The sequence below is a fragment of the Microbacterium oxydans genome, from assembly GCF_000956525.1.
Taxonomy (GTDB): Bacteria; Actinomycetota; Actinomycetes; order Actinomycetales; family Microbacteriaceae; genus Microbacterium; species Microbacterium oxydans_A.
In genome coordinates this window covers 99,364-120,221 of the sequence record NZ_JYIW01000024.1, presented here as the reverse complement: position 1 = coordinate 120,221, position 20,858 = coordinate 99,364, and the positions used below count along the sequence as shown (strand labels likewise).

20 protein-coding genes are annotated in these 20,858 nt (G+C 68.1%); 11 read left to right on the top strand and 9 right to left on the bottom strand.

Annotated elements, in window-relative coordinates; genetic code table 11:
• Positions 1-217 precede the first annotated feature (217 nt).
• Both RS83_RS09050 and RS83_RS09045 read right to left on the bottom strand, forming a co-directional pair.
• Complete coding sequence (locus RS83_RS09050) at positions 218-628, bottom strand: hypothetical protein (RefSeq protein WP_156153164.1); 411 nt, start codon at positions 626-628, stop codon at positions 218-220.
• A gap of 413 nt (positions 629-1,041) precedes the next feature.
• Positions 1,042-1,422 carry a MerR family transcriptional regulator gene (locus tag RS83_RS09045; RefSeq protein ID WP_045279416.1) on the bottom strand — a complete coding sequence of 127 codons (381 nt, stop codon included), beginning with the start codon at positions 1,420-1,422 and terminating at the stop codon, positions 1,042-1,044.
• 229 nt (positions 1,423-1,651) lie between these two features.
• Between RS83_RS09045 and RS83_RS09040 the strand changes: the two genes are divergently transcribed.
• Positions 1,652-2,557 carry an NAD(P)/FAD-dependent oxidoreductase gene (locus RS83_RS09040; protein ID WP_045279186.1) on the top strand — a complete coding sequence of 302 codons (906 nt, stop codon included), beginning with the start codon at positions 1,652-1,654 and terminating at the stop codon, positions 2,555-2,557.
• A gap of 27 nt (positions 2,558-2,584) precedes the next feature.
• Here the strand turns inward: RS83_RS09040 and RS83_RS09035 are convergent, their stop codons facing one another.
• Both RS83_RS09035 and RS83_RS09030 read right to left on the bottom strand, forming a co-directional pair.
• Positions 2,585-3,214 carry a histidine phosphatase family protein gene (locus RS83_RS09035; protein ID WP_045279185.1) on the bottom strand — a complete coding sequence of 210 codons (630 nt, stop codon included), beginning with the start codon at positions 3,212-3,214 and terminating at the stop codon, positions 2,585-2,587.
• A 1-nt stretch (position 3,215) separates the two neighbouring features.
• Positions 3,216-3,590: a DUF5684 domain-containing protein gene (locus RS83_RS09030; RefSeq protein WP_045279184.1), complete on the bottom strand. Its 375-nt coding sequence runs from the start codon at positions 3,588-3,590 to the stop codon at positions 3,216-3,218.
• Positions 3,591-3,731: 141 nt separating this feature from the next.
• Between RS83_RS09030 and aspS the strand changes: the two genes are divergently transcribed.
• Complete coding sequence (gene aspS, locus RS83_RS09025) at positions 3,732-5,513, top strand: aspartate--tRNA ligase (protein ID WP_045279183.1); 1,782 nt, start codon at positions 3,732-3,734, stop codon at positions 5,511-5,513.
• 236 nt (positions 5,514-5,749) lie between these two features.
• Here the strand turns inward: aspS and RS83_RS09020 are convergent, their stop codons facing one another.
• Complete coding sequence (locus RS83_RS09020) at positions 5,750-6,601, bottom strand: sulfite exporter TauE/SafE family protein (protein WP_045279182.1); 852 nt, start codon at positions 6,599-6,601, stop codon at positions 5,750-5,752.
• Between the two features lie 62 nt (positions 6,602-6,663).
• Here RS83_RS09020 and RS83_RS09015 point away from each other — a divergent pair, with 62 nt between their 5' ends.
• The 6 genes from RS83_RS09015 (at position 6,664) to RS83_RS18555 (ending at position 11,702) form a co-directional block, all read left to right on the top strand.
• Entirely contained in the window at positions 6,664-7,176 is a 513-nt protein-coding gene (locus tag RS83_RS09015) for a GNAT family N-acetyltransferase (RefSeq protein WP_045279181.1), read from the top strand.
• Positions 7,177-7,304: 128 nt separating this feature from the next.
• The gene (locus RS83_RS09010; RefSeq protein ID WP_045279180.1) at positions 7,305-8,447 is read left to right on the top strand and encodes an ABC transporter substrate-binding protein; all 1,143 of its coding nucleotides are present in this window, start codon (positions 7,305-7,307) and stop codon (positions 8,445-8,447) included.
• Positions 8,444-9,397: an ABC transporter permease gene (locus RS83_RS09005; RefSeq protein WP_082071632.1), complete on the top strand. Its 954-nt coding sequence runs from the start codon at positions 8,444-8,446 to the stop codon at positions 9,395-9,397. Before RS83_RS09010 ends, RS83_RS09005 begins: the two co-directional genes overlap by 4 nt.
• On the top strand, positions 9,394-10,185 hold the full coding sequence (locus RS83_RS09000) for an ABC transporter permease subunit (RefSeq protein ID WP_045279414.1): 792 nt from the start codon (positions 9,394-9,396) through the stop codon (positions 10,183-10,185). Before RS83_RS09005 ends, RS83_RS09000 begins: the two co-directional genes overlap by 4 nt.
• The gene (locus RS83_RS08995) at positions 10,182-11,273 is read left to right on the top strand and encodes an ABC transporter ATP-binding protein (protein ID WP_045279179.1); all 1,092 of its coding nucleotides are present in this window, start codon (positions 10,182-10,184) and stop codon (positions 11,271-11,273) included. Before RS83_RS09000 ends, RS83_RS08995 begins: the two co-directional genes overlap by 4 nt.
• Positions 11,274-11,525: 252 nt before the next feature.
• Positions 11,526-11,702 carry a YegP family protein gene (locus RS83_RS18555; RefSeq protein ID WP_082071601.1) on the top strand — a complete coding sequence of 59 codons (177 nt, stop codon included), beginning with the start codon at positions 11,526-11,528 and terminating at the stop codon, positions 11,700-11,702.
• 75 nt (positions 11,703-11,777) lie between these two features.
• Here the strand turns inward: RS83_RS18555 and RS83_RS08990 are convergent, their stop codons facing one another.
• From RS83_RS08990 to RS83_RS08980, 3 genes are read right to left on the bottom strand one after another with little or no spacing between them, the layout of a single operon-like run.
• Positions 11,778-12,533: an amino acid ABC transporter ATP-binding protein gene (locus RS83_RS08990; RefSeq protein WP_045279178.1), complete on the bottom strand. Its 756-nt coding sequence runs from the start codon at positions 12,531-12,533 to the stop codon at positions 11,778-11,780.
• Entirely contained in the window at positions 12,530-13,327 is a 798-nt protein-coding gene (locus RS83_RS08985) for an amino acid ABC transporter permease (protein ID WP_045279177.1), read from the bottom strand. The genes RS83_RS08990 and RS83_RS08985 overlap by 4 nt, the downstream gene beginning before the upstream one ends.
• A 34-nt stretch (positions 13,328-13,361) precedes the next feature.
• On the bottom strand, positions 13,362-14,186 hold the full coding sequence (locus RS83_RS08980) for a basic amino acid ABC transporter substrate-binding protein (protein ID WP_045279176.1): 825 nt from the start codon (positions 14,184-14,186) through the stop codon (positions 13,362-13,364).
• A gap of 242 nt (positions 14,187-14,428) precedes the next feature.
• On the opposite strand from RS83_RS08980, the gene RS83_RS08975 reads away from it, so the two are divergent.
• From RS83_RS08975 to RS83_RS08965, 3 genes are read left to right on the top strand one after another with little or no spacing between them, the layout of a single operon-like run.
• A complete protein-coding gene (locus RS83_RS08975; RefSeq protein WP_052679023.1) occupies positions 14,429-14,968 on the top strand; it encodes a hypothetical protein in 540 nt (179 codons plus the stop codon).
• 1 nt (position 14,969) lies between these two features.
• Positions 14,970-18,893 carry a Pls/PosA family non-ribosomal peptide synthetase gene (locus RS83_RS08970; protein ID WP_045279175.1) on the top strand — a complete coding sequence of 1,308 codons (3,924 nt, stop codon included), beginning with the start codon at positions 14,970-14,972 and terminating at the stop codon, positions 18,891-18,893.
• Entirely contained in the window at positions 18,890-20,209 is a 1,320-nt protein-coding gene (locus RS83_RS08965; RefSeq protein WP_045279174.1) for a M1 family metallopeptidase, read from the top strand. The genes RS83_RS08970 and RS83_RS08965 overlap by 4 nt, the downstream gene beginning before the upstream one ends.
• On the opposite strand, the gene RS83_RS08960 is transcribed toward RS83_RS08965, so the two are convergent.
• Positions 20,190-20,825: a 4'-phosphopantetheinyl transferase family protein gene (locus RS83_RS08960; protein WP_052679021.1), complete on the bottom strand. Its 636-nt coding sequence runs from the start codon at positions 20,823-20,825 to the stop codon at positions 20,190-20,192. The genes RS83_RS08965 and RS83_RS08960 overlap by 20 nt on opposite strands.
• Between the last annotated feature and the right edge of the window lie 33 nt (positions 20,826-20,858).

Genomic DNA, 20,858 nt, shown 5'->3' with positions numbered 1-20,858 from the left:
CCCCCAGGTACCCGGCGCTCGCTCGCGTCATGGCTGTGCGCGACCTCAACCTGCCAGCGTTGCGGACCTGATCCCCATCGGCGGCGAGCCAGGGACTGGTGGTGTTCTGGGCGACTGTGACCTTCGTTCCGACGGTAGCGACGAGCAAACCCACGGCGAGGGCCGCAACGATGGTGGGTGTCTTCATGGTCATTCCGTTCGTTGTAGATCTCTTGAGTCAGGTTGCAGCCGGAGCAAGCATCCAGCAGACGTAGTACGTCACCGCGGCGACGGCTCCCAGCACGAGAACCGGCAACACGAAGTGTCTGACTCGCACCGGCGTGTGGAGGGAGGCAGCCAGGACAGCACCTGCAAAAGCCGCACCGGCGAGGGCGAATGCGATACCGGCGTAGATACCGGCGTCGTAGAGCGGGTGGCGCTCCCAGGGGACCTCCCCCGTCATGAACAGATACTCTCCACCCACGGACGACGCCAGCGTGGCCGAGACCCCGAAGCAGACCCAGGCGGCGACAGCGAACACCGCGAACATGACCAGGCCGACTGCGATGAGGATGCGTCTCGCGCTGCTGGGGCCGCTCCGCACCCTCCCGGACTCGGGCGTCGTCGTCATCTGATGCACCTCGCTCACGGGTTGCATCCGCTCGCCCAGGCCACCAGGTAGGAGACGTTCGGGCGCCTCGTCTCCTCGGACGGAGCATGATCCGCAAGCGCGATACTCGAAGATCCGAGAATGGCTGAGGACGCAAGAACAGCACTGCACAAGGCAGCTGCTGAGCGGCGAGTGAGGGACATGCACTTCTCCGTGTTTCGATACGCGTGATTCGCTCCGCGTCTCAGGGGACGCGTTGCCGAAACCGTAGCCGCGAGCTCCGCAACTTCTCTGTCCATCGAATGGGGGACAGAGAAGTCGGACGCTCACTTCAGGCCAGCATTTACAAGGCTTCGAAGGGAGCGGTGAAAATGGCACCCTGTCTCAATTCCTGTGGTGGGGGAATTCGATTCTCACGTCGTTGCTGAACGGCGGTTGAGACACGAGCAGGCTCAGAATCGCGCCATGACATCCGCGACGTTCTCGCGGAACCGCGGGCACGTGGCGATGTCGTGGGAGCGACATTGCATTGCGTGCTCCGTCATCGCACGAGAACGGCGCATGTCTTCCATCCGGCGGTCGATGTCGTCAAGATGCTGCTGCAACACCTGATGCCGCTCCTGTGAGCTGTCGTCCAGCATCACGCCGATCTGTTCCAACGTCATTCCTGCGCCCTTGCTGCGCTGGATAACCGCGATGCGAACGATCTGGTCCTCGTCGTACTTTCTCCGGCTACCAGCATCACGTTCCGGGGACAACAGCCCCACCGCTTCCCAGTGCCGGAGGACGTTCGTGGGCAGGCCCATCTCGCGAGCGACGTCGCCGATGCTCATGAGCTTCACTCCGATCCACCCCGCTCCTCGTATACCGGCCAGAGTGGGACACCGAGCGCATCCTCCAGACGGGCACCCGTCTGTAAGTCCGGCCAACGTGCACCCGACAGCACGTTTCGCGGGTCAACGAGATCGCCGACGGACCACGGATGCTCAGCACTTGACTTCATGTCAACATGAAGTCACAGACTGTCGGTGAACGCAACCCGCACGTCGGAAGGACTCCCCCATGTATGACGCGATCGTGATCGGCGCCGGACCCGCAGGACTGCAGGCAGCCCTGACGCTCGGCCGGATGCACCGCTCGACCCTGCTGCTCGACTCCGGCGAGTACCGCAACGGCACGGTGCAGCACATGCACAACGTGATCGCGAACGACGGCACCCCGCCGGCGGAGTTCCGCGCGACAGCCCGCACCCAGCTCGCGGCGTATCACGACGTCGAGATCCGCACCGCGACGGTCGAGGGCATCGCCGGCGTCGAGGGCGACTTCGTCGTCACGCTGCTCGGCGGCGCGTCGGCATCCGCTCGGAACATCATCCTCGCCACCGGTGTCGTCGACGATCTGCCCGAGATCGACGGGCTGTCGGCGTTGTGGGGACGCAAGGTCTTCGCGTGCCCGTTCTGCGACGGCCACGAGCATGCCGACAGGCCGATCGCCGTGATCGGCGGAGCTGCCCGCGCGCAGCATCTGATCGCGATGCTCGGCCGGATCGTGAGCGAGATCACCGTGATCCCGGTCGATGAGCGGTTCACCGCTGACGAGGTCAGCGCGCTCGAGGCACGTGGCGTGCGGGTGAGCGGGTCACCCGCGATCGCCGTCTCGGCCGACGATGCCGGCGTCGTCGTTCGCACCGCCGACGCCGAGTATGCCGCTGCCGGCATCTTCATGGCCGCGGGCTCGATGCGCCAGCGCGCCCCGTTCGCTCAGCAGTTGGGCCTCGGGATGCTGGAGTCGGGCGCGATCGAGATCGACGACTTCGGCCGCACCACTGAGCCGGGCGTGTATGCAGCCGGTGACCTCGCACACCGCGCTGCGATGCCCGGTCCGATGGCGGCCGTGATGATGGCCGCAACCGCGGGACAGCTCGCAGCGGTGGGCGTCATCCAGTCGCTGCTGACCGCCGGGCACTGAACCCGGCTGCGCTGAGCGTCTGGCGGGTCAGACCGCTCCGACGTCCACCGCGCCATCCGTCGCGGCGGGCTCTGCGTACGCGACCTCTCGCCAGACGTCGCCGACACGTTCGAACGACGTCACGCTCGACAGGGCGCAGCGACGGGTGCGCGGGTCGTGCCGCAGCGGCAGACCCGCCACCCGGAGATGCGTGATCCAGATCGGCGCCTGGTGCGAGACCATGACCACGTCCCCGCCGTCGGCCGCGGTCCACGCTTCGTCCATGGCTCCGAGCATCCGCTCCGCGATCGACGTGTACGGCTCGCCCCAACTCGGCACCGAGGGCTGCCGCAGGTGCCACCAGTTCATCGGATTCATCAGCGAGCGGCGCATCTGAGTGCCCTCGAACACGTTCGTCGGCTCGATCACCCGGATATCGATCTCGGGCACCAGGTCGAAGCGCTCGGCGAACGGTTCAGCGGACTCCTGCGCGCGCTCGAGCGGCGAGGAGTACAGCGCGCTGACCGGACGCCCGAGCGAGCCGACGTGATCGGCGGCCGCCTGAGCCATCCGCCGACCCGCCGTACTCAGGTGGTAGTCGGGCAGTCGGCCGTAGAGCACACGGGAAGGGTTGTGCACCTCGCCGTGACGCACGAGGTGCAGTCGCTTCGCCGGCATGTCAGGCCCGGCTGTAGCGGGACTCTCCGAAGCCGAGGATCAAGTACCCGATGTAGGGGAACAGGAAGAGCAGGAAGAACGAGAACACCGCGCCCTTGTTGAAGCGCTCACCGAGCTTCACCGCGACGATGATGCCGAAGATGATGTTGACGACCGGGATCAGGTACAGCAGCGACCACCACCCGGACAGACCGGCGATGCGCACCAGGAAGATGACGTTCAGGATCGGGATGATCGCGAAGATGCCGGGGTGACCGGCCTTCGTGAACACCTTCCAGAGGCCGATGACGACGAGCACATAGAACACCAGGGTGATCAGACCCGTGGTGCCGGAGAAGATCGATGCGTAGAGATCGGAGATGCCGTTGGAGTCCACGGTGCACCCTTTCTGTGTGATGGCTGGGTCGTGGCGATCATACTGACGATCGGCTCCGCCCCGCAGAACACGCCGGATCGGCCCCGCGCGCCCCCGTAGAATGGGCGGGTTCCCCATTTCCCAGATCAGAAGGAATACTCCGTGCTTCGCACCCACTCGGCAGGCTCACTGCGAGCCGAGCACATCGGTCAGACCGTCACCCTCGCGGGTTGGGTCGATCGCCGTCGTGACCACGGAGGAGTCGCTTTCATCGATCTTCGGGATGCTTCGGGCATCGCCCAGGTCGTCATCCGCGACGAGGAGATCGCCCACCCGCTGCGCAACGAGTTCGTGCTCAAGGTCACCGGCGTGGTCTCGCAGCGCCCCGAGGGCAACGCGAACCCGAACCTGCCCACCGGCGAGGTCGAGCTGATCGCGGCCGAGGTCGAGGTGCTCAACGAGTCCGCTCCGCTGCCGTTCCAGGTCTCGACGGCACTCGCCGAGAGCGAGACGGTCGGTGAAGAGGCGCGCCTCAAGTACCGCTACCTCGACCTGCGTCGTCCGGTCCCTGCATCCGCCCTTCGTCTGCGCTCGAACGTCTACAAGGCGATCCGAGACGTGCTGCACAGCGAGGACTTCACCGAGGTCGAGACCCCGACGCTCACCCGCTCGACGCCTGAGGGCGCCCGCGACTTCCTGGTGCCGGCCCGCCTGAGCCCCGGCAGCTGGTACGCCCTGCCGCAGTCGCCGCAGCTGTTCAAGCAGCTGCTGATGGTCGGCGGTGTGGAGAAGTACTTCCAGATCGCTCGTTGCTACCGCGACGAGGACTTCCGCGCCGACCGTCAGCCGGAGTTCACGCAGCTCGACATCGAGATGAGCTTCGTCGACCAGGAAGACGTCATCACGCTCATGGAGTCGCTCATCCAGGCGATGTGGGCCACGATCGGCGTCGAGGTCTCGACACCGCTGCCGCGCATGACCTACGCCGAGGCGATGTCGAAGTACGGCTCCGACAAGCCCGACCTGCGCTTCGGTCTCGAGCTCGTCGAAGCCACCGAGTACTTCAAGGACACCCCGTTCCGTGTGTTCCAGGCCGAGTACGTCGGCGCGGTCCGTATGCCCGGCGGTGCATCGCAGCCGCGCAAGCAGCTCGACGCATGGCAGGACTGGGCGAAGCAGCGCGGCGCCCGCGGTCTCGCCTACGTGCTCTTCAACGAGGACGGCTCGCTCGGCGGACCCGCCGCCAAGAACCTCTCCGAGGCGGAGCAGGCAGGCCTCGCCGCGTTCGTCGGCGCTGAGCCGGGCGACTGCGTGTTCTTCGCCGCGGGCGACACCAAGCAGAGCCGTGCACTGCTCGGCGCCGCACGCGTCGAGATCGGTCGCCGTCTCGGCTACCTGAACCCCGACGAGTTCGCCTTCACGTGGGTCGTCGACGCCCCGATGTTCGAGCCGGCGGCTGATGCCGTTGCGTCCGGCGACGTCGCGGTGGGCGCCGGAGCATGGACCGCCGTGCACCACGCGTTCACCGGTCCGAAGCCCGAGTTCCAGGACACGTTCGACACCGACCCCGGCTCGGCGCTCGCCTACGCATACGACATCGTGTGCAACGGCTCCGAGCTCGGCGGCGGCTCGATCCGCATCCACCGCGAAGACGTGCAGAAGCGTGTGTTCGAGGTCATGGGCATCAGCGACGAGCAGGCGGACGAGCAGTTCGGCTTCCTGCTCGACGCGTTCAAGTTCGGCGCACCGCCGCACGGTGGAATCGCGCTCGGCATGGACCGCGTGCTGCAGCACCTGACCAAGACCGAGTCGATCCGCGAGGTCATCGCGTTCCCGAAGTCCGGCAACGGCTTCGACCCGCTGACCTCCGCCCCGGCGCCGATCACCGATGCGCAGCGCGCCGAGGCCGGCGTCGACTTCGAGCCAGAAGACGACGAGGCCTGACCCTCGACATTCCCGTCTGACGAGACCCCGTGCTGTCCGCAGCACGGGGTCTCGTCATGTGCGCTTCGCTCGGCTTTGCGCGCTTCGCTCGGACGGATGCCGGGGATTCGGCCGGGGGAGCCGCACAAGGCCGAGCGTGTGCTTCGACAGGCTCAGCAACCCAGCCCTGCGTGGTGCTTCGACAGGCTCAGCAACCCAACCCTCCGTGGTGCTTCGACAGGCTCAGCAACCCAGCCTCAGTGGGTCCCTGAGCTTGTCGAAGGGCCGAACGAAGCGAGCGCCGGCACGATGTTCTCGTTCCACACGTCGACGCCGAGCTTGCCGATCAGCGCGATCACGACCACGAGGAACACCACACGGATGAACGTCGCGCCGCGCGCGATCGCCATGCGAGACCCGAGGTAGCTGCCGGCGACGTTGGCCACCGCGAGGATGCCGCCGAGCAGCCACAGCACCGAACCGTGCGGGATGAACAGCAGCAGCGCTCCGGCGTTCGTCGCGAAGTTCACGATCTTGGCCTTGGCGCTCGCCTGCAGGAAGTCGTAGCCCAGCAGCGCCACGAGGGTGATCACGAGGAAGGTGCCGGTCCCGGGCCCGATCATGCCGTCGTAGAACCCGATCGCGAGCCCGGCCGCGCCGGCCATCACGTGGTGCTTGCGTCCCTCGAACCGCAACTTCGTCGCCGCCCCGAGGGTCGGGCGGAACGCCGTGAACAGGGCGACCGCGAGCAGCGCGACCACGATGATCGGCTTGAACGCTGCCGAGGGCAGTACGGTTGCGACGGCCGCGCCGCCGAACGATCCGGCGAGCGCGATCACGGCCATCGGCACTGCCGTGCGGATGTCGGGTTTCGCTCGGCGGTAGTAGGTGACGCTGCTCGTGGCGGTGCCGAAGATCGAGGCGAACTTGTTCGTGGCGAGCGCCTGCACCGGTGACATGCCGGGGATCAACAGCAGCACGGGGAGCTGCAGCAGTCCGCCGCCGCCGACCACCGCGTCGATCCAGCCGGCACCGAATGCCGCGAGGATCACCAGCAGCAGCATCCCCCAGGTGAGCTGCTCGAGGCCGAGTACCGCGCCGATGTCCATCAGTTCAGGATGCCAGTCCCGAAGCGCTTCGGACGACGCCGCGGCGGTGACAGACTGGCAGCATGCTCGACGCCCTCCCCCTCCCGCATCCGATCGACTCCCGAGCCGGACGCGCGGTGCTGCGCCGCGCGACGACGGCCGATGCGGACGCCGTGATCGCCCTGCTCGCCGACGACCCGATCAGCGCGGCCCGCGGCGACGTCGCATCCGATGACGACCGCCCGGCGTACGCATCCGCGCTGGAGGAGATCCTGGCCGAGCCGTCGAACGATCTGCTCGTCGTCGAACTCGACGGCGAGGTCGTTGGCACCCTGCAGCTCACGTCGATCCCCGGGATGGCCCGCCGTGGTGCCAGACGTCTGCTGGTGGAGGCCGTGCGAGTGCGCAGCGACCTCCGCTCGTCCGGCATCGGATCCGCGGTCATGCGCTGGGTATCGGATGCCGGAGCGCCCGCCCTGGGCGCCGCGATGGTGCAGCTCACCTCGGACGCAGCACGCACCGAGGCCCACCGCTTCTACGAGCGGCTCGGCTACGTCGGCTCGCATCTCGGCTTCAAGTACTCGGTCGGCTCCTGACCCGGCGTCGACCCGCCACCGGTCGGACACCTCGCGTTCACCCGCGTCGAGATCACCGGTAACCCCTGCCCCATAGCCTCCTCTCGCAACCCCGTACCGGCGATCGCCGGTCACCCGAGAGGAATCACATGGCTCGCAACACCCGCCGCGCGCGCTTCGGCGCCGGCATCGCCCTGGCCGCCACGGCCGCACTCGCCCTGTCCGGCTGCGCCTCGGCCGCCGATGCCACGTCCGCTGACGGCGGAGACGCGGTCGACGCCGCTGCCGCGACCTCGGTCGCCGACTTCGGCACCTTCGCCGACCTCGAGGCAGCCGCGAAGAAGGAGGGCGCGCTCAACGTCATCGCGCTTCCCCGCGACTGGGCCAACTACGGCGAGATCCTCGACCTCTTCGCCGAGAAGTACCCCGAGATCACGATCAACGAAGCATCCCCGGATGTGTCCAGCGCCGAGGAGATCCAGGCTGCTGAGACCAACAAGGGACTCGACACCGCACCCGACGTGTTCGACCTCGGCCTCACGGTCGCCCTGCAGAACACCGACACCTTCGCTCCGTACAAGGTCGAGACCTGGGACGACATCCCCGACGCCCTCAAGGAGCCGACGGGCCTGTTCGTCGGCGACTACGGCGGATACATGTCGATCGGCTACGACTCCTCGAAGTTCGACGCCCCGAGCGAGCTCGCCGACCTGCTGAGCGACTCCTACAAGGGTGCCGTCGCGATCAACGGCGACCCGACGCAGGCCGGCGCGGCCTTCGCAGCAGTCGGTCTCGCGACCGTCCAGTCCGAGGGCACGCTCGACGACTTCCAGCCCGGCATCGACTTCTTCTCCGAGCTGCAGAAGGCCGGCAACCTGCTCAAGGTCGACGTGACCACGGCGACCGTCGCGAGCGGTGAGACCCCCGTCGTCTTCGACTGGGACTACCTGAACGCATCACACAAGGCCGACAACGAGAACTGGGAAGTCGTCGTGCTCGACGGCACCGGGTACGCCGGCTACTACAACCAGGCCATCAACATCGACGCCCCGCACCCGGCGGCCGCCCGCCTGTGGCAGGAGTTCCTCTACAGCGACGACGTGCAGAACCTGTGGCTCAAGGGCGGCGCACGTCCGGCTCGCATGGAGGCCATGACGGATGCCGGCACGATCGACGCCGACCTGGCTTCGGCACTGCCGAAGGTCCCCGAGGACACGGTCGTCCCGACCGAGGAGCAGTCCACCAAGGCCGGCACGCTGCTCGGCGAGAAGTGGGCAGCGGCGGTCCTGTGACCACCATCACCGCACCGGGGGCGGATGCCGCGGCATCCGCCCCCGTCACTCCCATCCGGGAATCGGGCACCGGGCCCTCGCACACTGCGAGGGCCCGGCGGTCCGTGCCGTCCTGGGCCTGGCTGGGGCTGGTCCCCTTCGCCGCGTACGTCGTCCTGTTCCTCGCTGTGCCGACCGTGCTCGCGATCGGTTCCGGCTTCTTCACCAAGGACGGCTCCTTCACCTGGTCGAACATCTCGGCCCTCGCCGACCCCGTCGTGCTCACGACCTTCGCCAACTCGGCCGGTCTCTCGCTGCTCACCGCCGTGATCGGCGCCGTCGTCGGGGCGCTCGTCTGCTACGCCCTGCTCGGCATGAATCCGGAGGGCGCGGTGCGCTCGGCCGTGGATGCCGCAGCGGGTGTGCTCGCGCAGTTCGGCGGCGTGATGCTCGCCTTCGCCTTCATCGCGACGATCGGCATCCAGGGCGTGCTCAAGGTGCTCCTCGAGGACAGCTTCGGCATCAACATCTACGCGAACGGCACCTGGCTGTACGAACTGCCGGGTCTCGTACTCCCCTACATCTACTTCCAGGTCCCGCTCATGGTGATCACGTTCATGCCGGCGCTCGCTGCGCTGAAGCCGCAGTGGGCCGAGGCGAACCTGACGCTCGGCGGTACTCGCACGAGCTTCTGGCTGCGCATCGGACTGCCGGTGCTCGCCCCCTCGTTCCTCGCCAGCCTGCTCCTGCTCTTCGCGAACGCGTTCTCCTCGTATGCGACGGCTGCGGCACTCGCGAGCCAGGGAGCGCAGATCGTGCCGTTGCAGATCCGCGCGGCCCTCACCAGCGAGACCGTGCTCGGTCGTGAGAACCTCGCCGGAGCCCTGGCTCTCGGCATGATCGTGATCGTGGGAGTCGTCATGGCCCTGTACTCGCTCATCCAGCGCAGGGCAGCGCGGTGGCAGTCGTGAACCGCCTCGCCCCGTCGCTCGCCACCCGCTGGATCATCGGCATCCTGGTCGGCGCCTTCTTCGCGATCCCGTTGGTCTCCACCTTCATGTTCACGCTCCGCGGGAAGGAAGGCCTGTCGCTCGAGCACTGGACGGCACTGTTCGACCCCGCAGCATCCGCCGCGATCAAGCCGATCTGGACCGGACTCGGCAACTCCCTGATCCTCGCACTCGTCACGGTCGCGATCGTGCTCCTGCTGCTCGCACCGACCATGATCCTGGTGAACCTGCGGTTCCCGAAGCTCAAGGCGATGTTCGAGTTCGCCGCGCTCCTGCCGATCTCGATCCCCGCGATCGTGCTGGTCGTCGGACTCGCACCGATCTATCTGCAGATCGGCCGCTCGTTGGGCACCGGCACCTGGACGCTCGCGTTCGCCTACGGCATCACGGTGCTGCCCTTCGCATTCCGCTCCATCCAGGCATCGATCGATGCCGCCGACCTGCGCACGCTCGCCGAGGCCGCCCGCTCGCTCGGCGCGAGCTGGCCGACCGTCGTGCTCAAGGTGCTGGCACCGAACCTGCGCCAGGGACTGCTGGCCGCATCGCTCATCTCGATCGCCGTGGTCCTCGGCGAGTTCACGATCGCCTCGCTCCTGAACCGTCAGGTGTTCCAGACCGCCATGGTCGTCGTCCAGAAGCAGGACCCGTACGCCCCCGCGATCTTCACCCTGCTGGCGCTGCTGTTCTGCTTCATCCTGCTCCTCGTCATCGGCCGCGCCGCCCGCGGCACCGGAAAGGCCCGCTCATGACCGCCGATCACGCACTCCCCCGCACGAAGGACAATCTGCTGCTCGCCGAGGCGGGCGAGGGCACCCGCGTCGAGCTGCAGGGCATCGTCAAGAGCTACTCGGGCACCCGCGTGCTGCACGGCGTCGACCTCGACATCGCGCCAGGCGAGTTCGTCTCGCTGCTCGGGCCGTCGGGCTGCGGCAAGACGACGCTGCTCCGGGTGCTCGCCGGCCTCGAGATCGCCGACGAGGGTGCGGTGCTGCTCGGCGGCGGCGACGTGTCGCGCGTGCCGACCAACAAGCGCGACATCGGCATGGTGTTCCAGTCGTACTCGCTGTTCCCGCACCTGCGGGTGGCCGAGAACACGGCGTTCGGGCTGCGGCGACGCGGCGTCGGTCGGGCCGAGGCCGCCAAGCGTGCGCTCGATGCGCTCGCGCTGGTCGGGCTGACCGGCTTCGCCGATCGCTTCCCGCACCAGCTCTCCGGCGGCCAGCAGCAGCGCGTGGCGCTCGCCCGCGCGCTGGTCACGGAACCCAAGGTGCTGCTGCTCGACGAGCCGCTCTCGGCGCTCGACGCCAAGGTGCGCGTGCAGCTGCGCGACGAGATCCGTCGCATCCAGCTGCGCCTCGGCATCACGACCGTCTTCGTGACGCACGACCAGGAGGAGGCCCTCGCGGTGTCCGACCGGATCGCGGTCATGAATGCCGGACGCATCGAGCAGATCGGTTCGCCGGAAGAGCTCTACACGACACCGTCGACGGCCGGGGTCGCAGCCTTCGTCGGACTGTCGAGCGTGGTCTCCGGCGTCGGCGAGGGCGATCACGTCATGGTGTGGGGACAACGCCTGCCACTGCAGACTCCGGCAACCGGGCCGGTCGACGTCTACCTCCGGCCGGAGAACGTGTTCTTCGCCTCGGAAGCGGATGCCGCCACCGACGCGCTCGTCGAGGAGAGCACGTTCCTCGGCAGCATGCGTCGCACGCTCGTGCGCACCGAATCCGGGGAGCTCGTCAGGGTGCAGCATGCCCCCGGCATCCACCCCGCCTTCGGCGACCGCGTGCGCATCGCGGTCGCACCGGAGCCCGTGGCGGTGCACCCGCGCGGCTGAGGTTGCCCTTCCCCCAGTCGCGCCGTCATTCACGTCCGGTCGCAGTTCGTGCCGCCTCGTCGGTGTTCCGGTCGCAGTTCGTGCCGCCTCATCGCGGGTGGAGCGGCAGCAACTGCGACCGGAACGCCGACGGGGGCCGAGAGAGACCGTGCACCCGCGGGACTGAGGTTGCTCTTCCCCCAGATATAGGGGTCGGGCTAGCGTGTGTCCCGAGGGGCGAGACTCCTCGATCCGTCAGAGAAAGGACGCCTCATGGCAGGCAAGTTCGAGCTGTACACCGACAAGGCCGGCGAGTACCGATTCCGTCTGAAGGCGAGTAACGGCGAGGTGATCGCGATCAGCGAGGGGTACGCCTCGAAGTCTGGCGCTCTCAGCGGGATCGAGTCCGTTCGCCGCAACGCTGCGGATGCCGAGGTCGTCGAGTCCTGACCGAAGCCCCCACCCATCGCAAGAGACCCCCTGGCGCAGTTTCGCGCCAGGGGGTCTCTCGCGTGAACGACGCGATCAGAGCACGCGGGACAGGAAGTCCTTCGTGCGCGGATGCTGCGGGTTGCCGATGACCTCGCGCGGATCGCCCTCTTCGACGATGTGCCCACCGTCCATGAAGATCAAGCGGGATCCGACCTCGCGTGCGAAGCCCATCTCGTGCGTGACGACGAGCATCGTCATGCCCTCATCCGCCAGCTGGCGCATGACCTGCAGCACCTCGCCGACGAGCTCGGGGTCGAGCGCGGAGGTCGGCTCGTCGAACAGCATCATGTCGGGATTCATGCAGAGCGCCCGAGCGATGGCCACGCGCTGCTGCTGCCCACCCGAGAGGTGGCCGGGGAACGCATCAGCCTTCTCCGCCAGTCCGACCCGGTCGAGCATCTCCTTCGCGACCCGTTCGGCCTCGGCCTTGGAGCGCTTCTTCACTCGCTGCTGCGCGATCGTGAGGTTGCCCATCACGTCGAGGTGCGGGAACAGGTTGAAGCTCTGGAACACCATGCCGATGCGGGTGCGCACGCGGTCGATGTCGACGTCGGGGTCGGTGATGTCGATCCCCTCGATCAGCACCTTGCCGCCGGTCGGCTCCTCGAGCAGGTTGACCGAGCGCAGCAGGGTCGACTTCCCCGAACCAGAAGGCCCGATCACGCAGACGACTTCGCCCTTCGTGACGGTGAGGTCGATGCCCTTGAGCACCTCGTTGTCGCCGAACGACTTCACGAGCCCCTGCAGGTCGATCGCCGGGGCGTGGACATCAATCAGGTCGGTGATCATCGCTGCCTCGACATCCGTCGTTCCAGGTACGCACTGAAGCGCGTGAGGGGGATCGTCACGATCAGGTACAGGACCGCCGCCAGGATCAGCGGGGTCGCGTTCGAGTTCTGCGTCGAGGCGTCACGAGCGAAGTTCGTGAGCTCCTTCGACCAGATGAACGTGCCGGCGATGAAGAGCAGCGAGGTGTCCTTCAGCAGCAGCACGAACTCGTTCGTGAGCGGCGGGATGATGATGCGGAATCCCTGCGGCACGATGATCCAGAACGTGGTCTTCATGGGCGACATGCCCAGCGAGCGCGCCGCCTCGGTCTGCCCCTTCGGAACCGCCTGGATGCCGGCACGGATCGTCTCGGCCATGTAGGCCGAAGCCACGAGGATCAGACCGACCAGGCCGAGGACGACCGGTCCACCGAGGTCCTTGCCCGGAATGCCCGACGCGATCGGCAGGATGAACGCCACGGCGAAGATCGTGAGGATCGCGGGAAGCCCGCGGAACAACTCGATCCAGGCCGTGGCGATCCACCGGAACGGTCCGATGCTCGACAGCTTCAGCAGCGCCAGCACGACGCCGAGCAGCAGACCCGCGATGAACGCCACCGCGGTGAACCACAGGGTGTTCACGAGCGCCGTCGTGATGATCCCCGGGAACATCTTGATCGCGATCTCGGGGTTGAAGAACAGCGGTCCGATCTTCGCCCAGTCGGTGCCGACGATCGCCCAGATGACGATCGCGATCAGCACCGCATAGATGATGTACCGATACAGCTTGCTCTTGGTGGTGCGCCTCAACGCCATTGTCAAGGTCCTCCGACCTGGTCAGCCAGTCCGATTACTTCGCGGTGAAGTAGGTGTCGTAGATGGTCTGGTAGTCGCCGCTGTCACGCAGCTCCTGCAGCGCACCGTTGACCGCTTCGCGCAGCGCATCCTTCTCGCCCTTCGCGAAGGCGAAACCGTAGGATTCGTCGGTGTTGTACGTCTCGACGATCTTGTAGGCGGAGTCGGCCTTCTCGTGCTCGAGGTTCACCGGCTGGTCCTGCAGGATCGCGTCGATCTGACCTGCCTGCATCGCCGGCCACAGCTCGCCGTCCGACGGGTACTGCACGAGCTCGGCGCCCTCGGCGTTCGCCGTGGCGTACGACTCGCCGGTCGTTCCCTGCTGCACGCCGACGTTCTTGCCGGAGAGGTCGTCGATCGACTTGATGCCCGAGTCGGTACGGACCAGCAGCGACTGCAGCGAGTCGTAGTACGGGTCGGAGAAGTCGATGTTCGCCTTGCGCTCATCGGTGATCGTCATGGCCGAAGCGCCGACGTCGCACGTGCCGGCGGCGAGCGTCGTGCCGGACTGCAGTGCGTCGAAGCCGACATCCTGCACCGAGAGCTTGAGGTCGAGCTTCTTCGCCACCGCGTCGAGCAGGTCGATGTCGAAGCCGGTGTAGCCGGTGCCGTTGTCGCCACCCTCGAACTCGAAGGGTGCGTAGGGGATGTCGGAGCAGACCGTGAGCGTTCCCGCTTCGACCAGGCCGTACTCGTCGCCCGCTGCCGACTCGCCTCCATCGGAGCCACCGGAACCGCCGGACGAGGTGGCGCAGCCGGAGAGTGCGAGGGTGGCGGTCGCCGCGAGCGCGAGCCCGGCGAGGATGGTGCGACGCTGCATGACAGCTCCTATGAGACGAGGGACGATGCCCACGGACGGGTAGGAGTTCATCTAAACATGCGGCCTGTCGCGGCCACCAACGTCAGCGGGTCCAGGCGGATCACATTTGTGTTGCAAGTGTGTCCGAGTGTGTCGTACTCCGACAGCCTTGGCGCACCGGCACCGATTGTTCACCTTCGGCCGTTACCTTCTGTGCCGGAAAGACTCGAGCGCGTGCGCTCCGGACGCAGAGAGAACGGATCATGGCCAAGAAGACGGTGGCGCAGCGCGACGCGGAGACCGCGATCGATGCGGCCAAGGACGCAGCGAAAGACGCGAAGAAGCTGATCAAGACGCTTCCGAAGAAGGCCGCCAAGAAGCTCAAGCCCCTCGTCGAGGACGCCAAGGACGCAGCCGACGTGTCGAAGAAGAAGGTCGCGAACCGTCCGAAGAAGGTCACGAAGACGGCAGTCGCTGCCACCGAGCGTCTGCAGGAGGCCGCAGCACGACTGCAGGCCCCGAAGAAGAAGGCCGTATCGAAGCAGAAGGATGCGCCGAAGAAGGCTCCGAAGGCCGCATCGAAGAAGGCGAAGGATGCCGTCATCGCCGCAGCGGCACCGATCGTCGCGGCAGCAGCACCGATCGACGCGCCCGCTCCCCGTGAGGCATCCCCTTCCGTCACCCCGGCCGAAGACCTCGCCGGCCGCACCGTCGTCGAGTTGCGTGCCAGCGCCCGTGCGGCCGGCCACACCGGTTACTCCCGCCTCTCGAAGGCTGCACTGATCGATCTCCTTGGGCGCTGACATGCAGGCTGCGCTCGATCGCAGCGAGGAGGCCGCGCCGGCCCGCACCCTCATCGACGTCCTTCGCGAGACGACAGCCAGGCATCCCGAGGCCTCCGCGCTCGAAGACGCCGACGGCGCTCTGAGCTATGCCGAGCTGCTGGCTCACGTCTGGCGTACCGCCGCGGTGCTCCACGAGCACGGCGTCCGTCAGGGCGACCGGGTCGGCATCCGCATGGCCTCCGGTCGACGTGAGCTGTACATCGCGATCCTCGGTGCCATGGCCGCCGGCGCGGCGTACGTTCCCGTCGATGCCGACGATCCCGAAGAGCGAGCCGAGCTCGTGTTCCGGGAGGCCCGCATCGCGGGCACCATCACCGACGGCGGCACGTACCGCCCGGCCGATGCGTCGACCTCTGCAGCGGTCTTCCGCGGCGAGGACCCGCACCCGAGCACCGCAGCAGTCCCGGTGATCGCACCGCCGACCGTCGACGACGACGCCTGGATCATCTTCACCTCGGGCTCGACCGGGGTCCCGAAGGGCGTCGCGGTCTCGCACCGGTCCGCCGCCGCATTCGTCGACGCCGAGTCACGCCTGTTCCTGCAGGACGCCCCGCTCGGTCCCGGCGATCGGGTGCTGGCCGGGCTCTCCGTCGCCTTCGATGCCTCGTGTGAGGAGATGTGGCTCGCGTGGGGCCACGGAGCATGCCTCGTGCCGGCTCCCCGCTCCCTGGTGCGCTCGGGCGAAGACCTCGGCCCCTGGCTGCTCGGACACGGGATCACCGTCGTCTCGACCGTTCCGACGCTCGCAGCGCTGTGGCCGCAGGACGCGATCGAGAACGTCCGTCTGCTGATCTTCGGCGGCGAGGCGTGCCCTCCGGAGCTCGTCGCGCGACTCGCATCCGACGGTCGCGAGGTCTGGAACACCTACGGGCCGACCGAGGCGACGGTCGTGGCCTGCGCCTCACTGATGCACGCGAACAGTCCCGTTCGCATCGGCCTGCCGCTCGACGGCTGGTCGTTGGCGGTCGTGGATGCCGCCGGCGAGCGCGTCGCCGAGGGCGAGAGCGGTGAGCTGATCATCGGCGGCGTCGGACTTGCGCGATACCTCGACCCCGCGAAGGATGCCGAGAAGTACGCCCCGATGCCGACGCTCGGCTGGGATCGGGCGTACCGGTCCGGCGATCTCGTGCGGTTCGAAGCCGAAGGGCTGATCTTCCAGGGACGCGCCGACGACCAGGTGAAGATCGGTGGTCGACGCATCGAGCTCGGTGAGGTCGAAGCGGCGCTGCAGGGACTCACCGCTGTGTCTGCAGCGACCGTCGTCGTGCAGAAGACGGAGAGCGGGATGCCGCTGCTCGTCGGCTACGTCGTGCCCGACGACGGCTTCGACCGGCAGACCGCGCGCGCCGAGCTCTCCGAGATGCTGCCTGCGCCGCTCATCCCGCTGCTCGCGATCGTCGACGATCTGCCGGTGCGCACGTCCGGCAAGGTCGACAAGGCGGCGCTGCCCTGGCCACTCGAATCCGCCGACGCCGGCGACTCCCCGTTGTCGGGAACGGCCGCCTGGCTCTCGGAACAGTGGTTCGCGGTGCTCGGCATCCGTCCGACCGATGAGGACGCGGACTTCTTCCAGTTGGGGGGCGGCTCGCTCGCCGCCGCACAGCTCGTGTCGCGTCTGCGCACGAGGGCCCCCGAGTTCACGATGACCGACGTCTACGACCTCCCGCGGCTCCGTCAGATGGCGGATGCCGTCGAGGACGAGACCGACGCCGAGGCGGAGCACGAGGAACGCGTGTTCAGCCAGCCTCGACCGACACCGCGCCGCATGCAGTGGGTGCAGACCATCGCGGGCTTCCCGCTGTTCGTCTTCACCGGCATCCGCTGGCTGCTCTTCCTGCTGGCCGCGAGCTGGCTGCTGCGCCGCTCCCCCGGCTTCGACTTCCTCCCGGAGATCTCCGGCTGGGCCATCCTGATCGGACTGGTGATCTTCGCGACGCCGCTCGGCAAGATGACGATCGCGGCGATCGCCGCGCGACTGCTCCTCGCCGGCGTGCGCGCAGGGGACTATCCGCGCGGCGGCGGCGTGCATCTGCGGCTCTGGCTCGCCGAGCAGATCGCGCACCAGGTCGACCCGGTCGGCCTCGCCGGCGCACCCTGGGTCGTCTACTACGCACGAGCGCTCGGGGCCCGCATCCACAAGGACGTCGACCTGCACACGGTCCCCCCGATCACCGGCATGCTCGACATCGGAGCCGGCGCATCGATCGAACCCGAAGTGGACCTCACCGGCTACTGGATCGACGGTGACACGGTTCGCATCGGCAGCATCCGGATCGGTGCCGACGCCACGATCGGCGCCCGCAGCACCCTCGCGCCCGGAACCAAGATCGGACGAGGCGCCGAGATCGCCCCTGGATCGGCCGTCTTCGGACGGGTGCGAGCACGACAGCGCTGGGCCGGATCACCGGCCGCGCGCACGGGAGCCGTCTCGCCGCCCTTCGCCGCCACGCGCCCGCCGAGCAGGCGACGGTGGCTGTGGGCGTACGCGGCGTCATCTGCGATCCTCGGCATCCTGCCGCTCCTGTCTCTCGCCGCCGGCGGCGCTGTCGTCGCAGCCGGCATGCGTGGCGCTGACACGCTGCTCGACGCGGTCCCCGGCATCCTGTCGATGCTCGTCCCAGGCGTACTCCTCTCCGGCGCCGTGTTCGCGCTGCTCGTGCTCGCGCTCGTCCGGCTTCTCGCGATCGGGTTGACCGTGGGCGTCCACGCGGTGCGGTCGCGCGTCGCCTGGCAGGCCTGGACCACGGAGCGCCTGCTCGACTCTGCACGCACCTTCCTGTTCCCGCTGTACTCCAGCGGGTTCACACCGCTATGGCTGCGGGCTCTCGGCGCCGACGTCGGCCGCGAGGTCGAGGCGTCGACCGTGCTGCTGATCCCGAAGTTCACGACGATCGCCGACGGCGCGTTCCTCGCCGACGACACCATGGTCGCGACCTATGAACTGCAGGGCGGATGGATGCGGCTGGCGCACGCGCGCATCGGCAAGCGCGCGTTCCTCGGCAACTCGGGACTCGCCGCCGGCGGGCACAATGTGCCGCGCGACGGACTGGTCGCCGTGCTCTCCGTCGCCCCGCTCAAGGCCAAGGCCGGGTCATCCTGGCTGGGCTCACCCGCGACGCGGCTCCGTCGAGTCGTGAACGACGCCGACCTCGAGCGCACGTACCGTCCGCGCACCGCGCTGCGGTTCGCCCGAGCACTGTGGGAGCTGTGCCGTGTCATCCCGGTGTTCGTGACCTGTGCGATCGGCCTCGCCGTGATGCTGACGCTCGCCGCACTCGTCGAAGCGGTCGGCCCGGTCTGGGCGGTCGCTCTCTCCCCCGCGGTGATGCTGGCGGCAGGAGCATCCGCCGCGCTCATCACGACCGCAGCCAAGTGGGTCATCGTCGGTCCGATCCGTGCCGGCGAGCATCCGCTGTGGTCCAGCTTCGTGTGGCGCACCGAGGTGTCCGACACGTTCACGGAAATGGTGGCCGCGCCCTGGTTCGCGAACTCCGCCTCCGGGACCCCGGCCCTCGCGATGTGGCTGCGCACGCTCGGCGCGAAGATCGGTCGCGGGGTCTGGACCGACAGCTACTGGCTCCCCGAACCCGACCTCGTCACCCTCGGCGACGGCGCGACGGTGAACCGCGGTTGTGTGGTTCAGACCCATCTGTTCCATGATCGTGTGATGAGCATCGATTCCGTCACCCTCGAGAACGGTGCGACCCTGGGGCCGCACAGCGTGATCCTGCCAGCAGCGACGATCGGAGCGGATGCCACGGTGGGACCTGCATCCCTCGTCATGCGCGGGGAGTTCGTGCCGGTCGGCAGTCGCTGGAGCGGCAACCCGATCGGCCCCTGGCGGGCCGTCAAGGTGCGGTCCTACCAGGCGTCTGACGCATGACCGTCGACACCTACACGCCGCACAACGGAGACCGCCGCTTCGCGGTGCTGCACTACGACCTCTCGCTCGACTACCGGGTGCCGACGAACCGCCTGATGGGCACGGCGACGCTGCAGGTGCGGATGCAGGAGACGGCGAAGCATGTGTCGCTCGACCTCGTCGGGTTGAAGGCCACGAAGGTGCGGGTGAGCGGCGACCGCGCGGCGACGTTCCGGCAGGACCAGCGACGCGTGAAGGTCGTGTTCGGCGACGATCGCGAGGCCGGCGACGAACTCACGATCACGGTGGAGTACTCCGGCGCCCCAGCACCTCGCCGCACGCGGTGGGGACTCATCGGCTGGGAGGAGCTCGAGGACGGCGTGCTCGTCGCCTCGCAGCCGAACGGGGCTCCGACCTGGTTCCCGTGCAATGACATCCCCTCGGACAAGGCGACGTACCGCCTCGAGTTCACCGCCGATCCGGGCTACACGGTGATCAGCGGTGGCGCTGCGACGCGGTCGACCCAGCGTGGGCGCACCCGCTGGACCTTCCAGCAGCCGATGCCGACAGCGACCTACCTCATGACGGTGCAGGTCGGGCAGTACGCCGACGAGACGGTCACCCTGGCAGAGGTGCCAGGACGCCTCTACTACCCGCAGTCGCTGGCTCCGCGCGTGCACGCGGACTTCGCTCCCCTCGGCGAGATGATGCGCGTGTTCTCGGATGCGTTCGGGCCGTACCCGCAGGAGTCCTACAAGGTCGTCGTCACACCGGACGACCTCGAGATCCCGCTCGAAGCACAGGGCATGGCGATCTTCGGCGCCAACCACATCGACGGCGCGCAGAGCTGCGAGCGGCTGATCGCGCACGAGCTCGCACACCAGTGGTTCGGCAACAGCGTCGGCGTCGGCCGCTGGCAGGACATCTGGCTGAACGAAGGCTTCGCCTGCTACGCGGAATGGGTGTGGGCCGAGGCATCCGACGGCCCGACCGCCCACGAGAGCGCGGTCGCGCACCACACGCTCCTGGCCGCACTTCCGGCGGATCTGCTGCTCTCAGACCCTGGTCCGATCGACATGTTCGACGATCGTGTCTACAAGCGCGGCGCCCTGGCCCTGCACGCACTGCGGATGACCGTCGGGTCGGAGCGCTTCTTCGCGTTCACCCGCGAATGGACATCACGCTTCGCCCGCCTCGCGGTGACGACCGACGATTTCCTCGGGCTCGTCGATGAGCTTCTCGGTGCTGAGGGACGCGCACTGATGCGCACCTGGCTCGACGAGCTGCCGTTGCCGGCACTTCCAGCGTCGCCCGCCCTCAGCCCCGGGCGACGCTGAGCGTGTAGCCGGTCGGGCCTGGCAGCGTCGCGACCTGGAGCCGTGACGTCCGGTCAGGCACGTCGGCCAGCCACGTGGGCGGTGCCTGCATCGGCGACCCCTCGTGCTGCGGCTGCGGCTCCAGCCGCACGTCCCGTGGATCGATCGCGAATCCGCGACCGTCCGCCTTGACGGCCGCCTCGATCCGCGTCCACCCGGCGAGGTCCGGCGCCGACACCGGTGCGAACATCGGTCCCAGCTCGGCGACTCGGGTGCGGTCGGCGTCCGCCTCGACATCGACCCCAAGCGGGTCCATGCCAGGGGCGACCGCGACCGCGACCAGGTCGCCGGCATGACTGACGCTGATCATGAAGCCGTCGATTCGGGGCGCCGCGTGATCGTCGCCGCAGCGCTCGCAGGCGCTGTCGAGGTGCACGACCGGCCCTCCGCCGAGCCGGAGGACGAGTTCACGGATCAGGGCGCGACCCGCCAGGAACCCCGAGGCGCGGGCACCGTCGAGTTGCCGATAGCGCGCGAGCTGCCGTTCTCCCATCGCTGCGAGATCTGCCTCCGCGACGTCGAATGCAGACGTGTGTGCCCAGGCGATCATCGCCCCGCGCCAGGTGATCTCGCCCATGGTGTCGCCCGACGGTTCCGACCGACGACCGGC

What these genes read in the sequence shown, in the direction of transcription:
- RS83_RS18555 (WP_082071601.1), top strand. Translation starts at nt 11,526, where the DNA reads ATGGCAGGCAAGTTCGAGCTGTACACCGACAAGGCCGGCGAGTACCGA.
- RS83_RS09015 (WP_045279181.1), top strand. Translation starts at nt 6,664, where the DNA reads ATGCTCGACGCCCTCCCCCTCCCGCATCCGATCGACTCCCGAGCCGGA.
- RS83_RS08985 (WP_045279177.1), bottom strand. Translation starts at nt 13,327, where the DNA reads ATGGCGTTGAGGCGCACCACCAAGAGCAAGCTGTATCGGTACATCATC.
- RS83_RS08995 (WP_045279179.1), top strand. Translation starts at nt 10,182, where the DNA reads ATGACCGCCGATCACGCACTCCCCCGCACGAAGGACAATCTGCTGCTC.
- RS83_RS08960 (WP_052679021.1), bottom strand. Translation starts at nt 20,825, where the DNA reads ATGGGCGAGATCACCTGGCGCGGGGCGATGATCGCCTGGGCACACACG.
- RS83_RS08980 (WP_045279176.1), bottom strand. Translation starts at nt 14,186, where the DNA reads ATGCAGCGTCGCACCATCCTCGCCGGGCTCGCGCTCGCGGCGACCGCC.
- RS83_RS09010 (WP_045279180.1), top strand. Translation starts at nt 7,305, where the DNA reads ATGGCTCGCAACACCCGCCGCGCGCGCTTCGGCGCCGGCATCGCCCTG.
- RS83_RS08970 (WP_045279175.1), top strand. Translation starts at nt 14,970, where the DNA reads ATGCAGGCTGCGCTCGATCGCAGCGAGGAGGCCGCGCCGGCCCGCACC.
- RS83_RS09040 (WP_045279186.1), top strand. Translation starts at nt 1,652, where the DNA reads ATGTATGACGCGATCGTGATCGGCGCCGGACCCGCAGGACTGCAGGCA.
- RS83_RS09020 (WP_045279182.1), bottom strand. Translation starts at nt 6,601, where the DNA reads ATGGACATCGGCGCGGTACTCGGCCTCGAGCAGCTCACCTGGGGGATG.
- RS83_RS09045 (WP_045279416.1), bottom strand. Translation starts at nt 1,422, where the DNA reads ATGAGCATCGGCGACGTCGCTCGCGAGATGGGCCTGCCCACGAACGTC.
- RS83_RS08975 (WP_052679023.1), top strand. Translation starts at nt 14,429, where the DNA reads ATGGCCAAGAAGACGGTGGCGCAGCGCGACGCGGAGACCGCGATCGAT.
- RS83_RS09035 (WP_045279185.1), bottom strand. Translation starts at nt 3,214, where the DNA reads ATGCCGGCGAAGCGACTGCACCTCGTGCGTCACGGCGAGGTGCACAAC.
- RS83_RS08990 (WP_045279178.1), bottom strand. Translation starts at nt 12,533, where the DNA reads ATGATCACCGACCTGATTGATGTCCACGCCCCGGCGATCGACCTGCAG.
- RS83_RS08965 (WP_045279174.1), top strand. Translation starts at nt 18,890, where the DNA reads ATGACCGTCGACACCTACACGCCGCACAACGGAGACCGCCGCTTCGCG.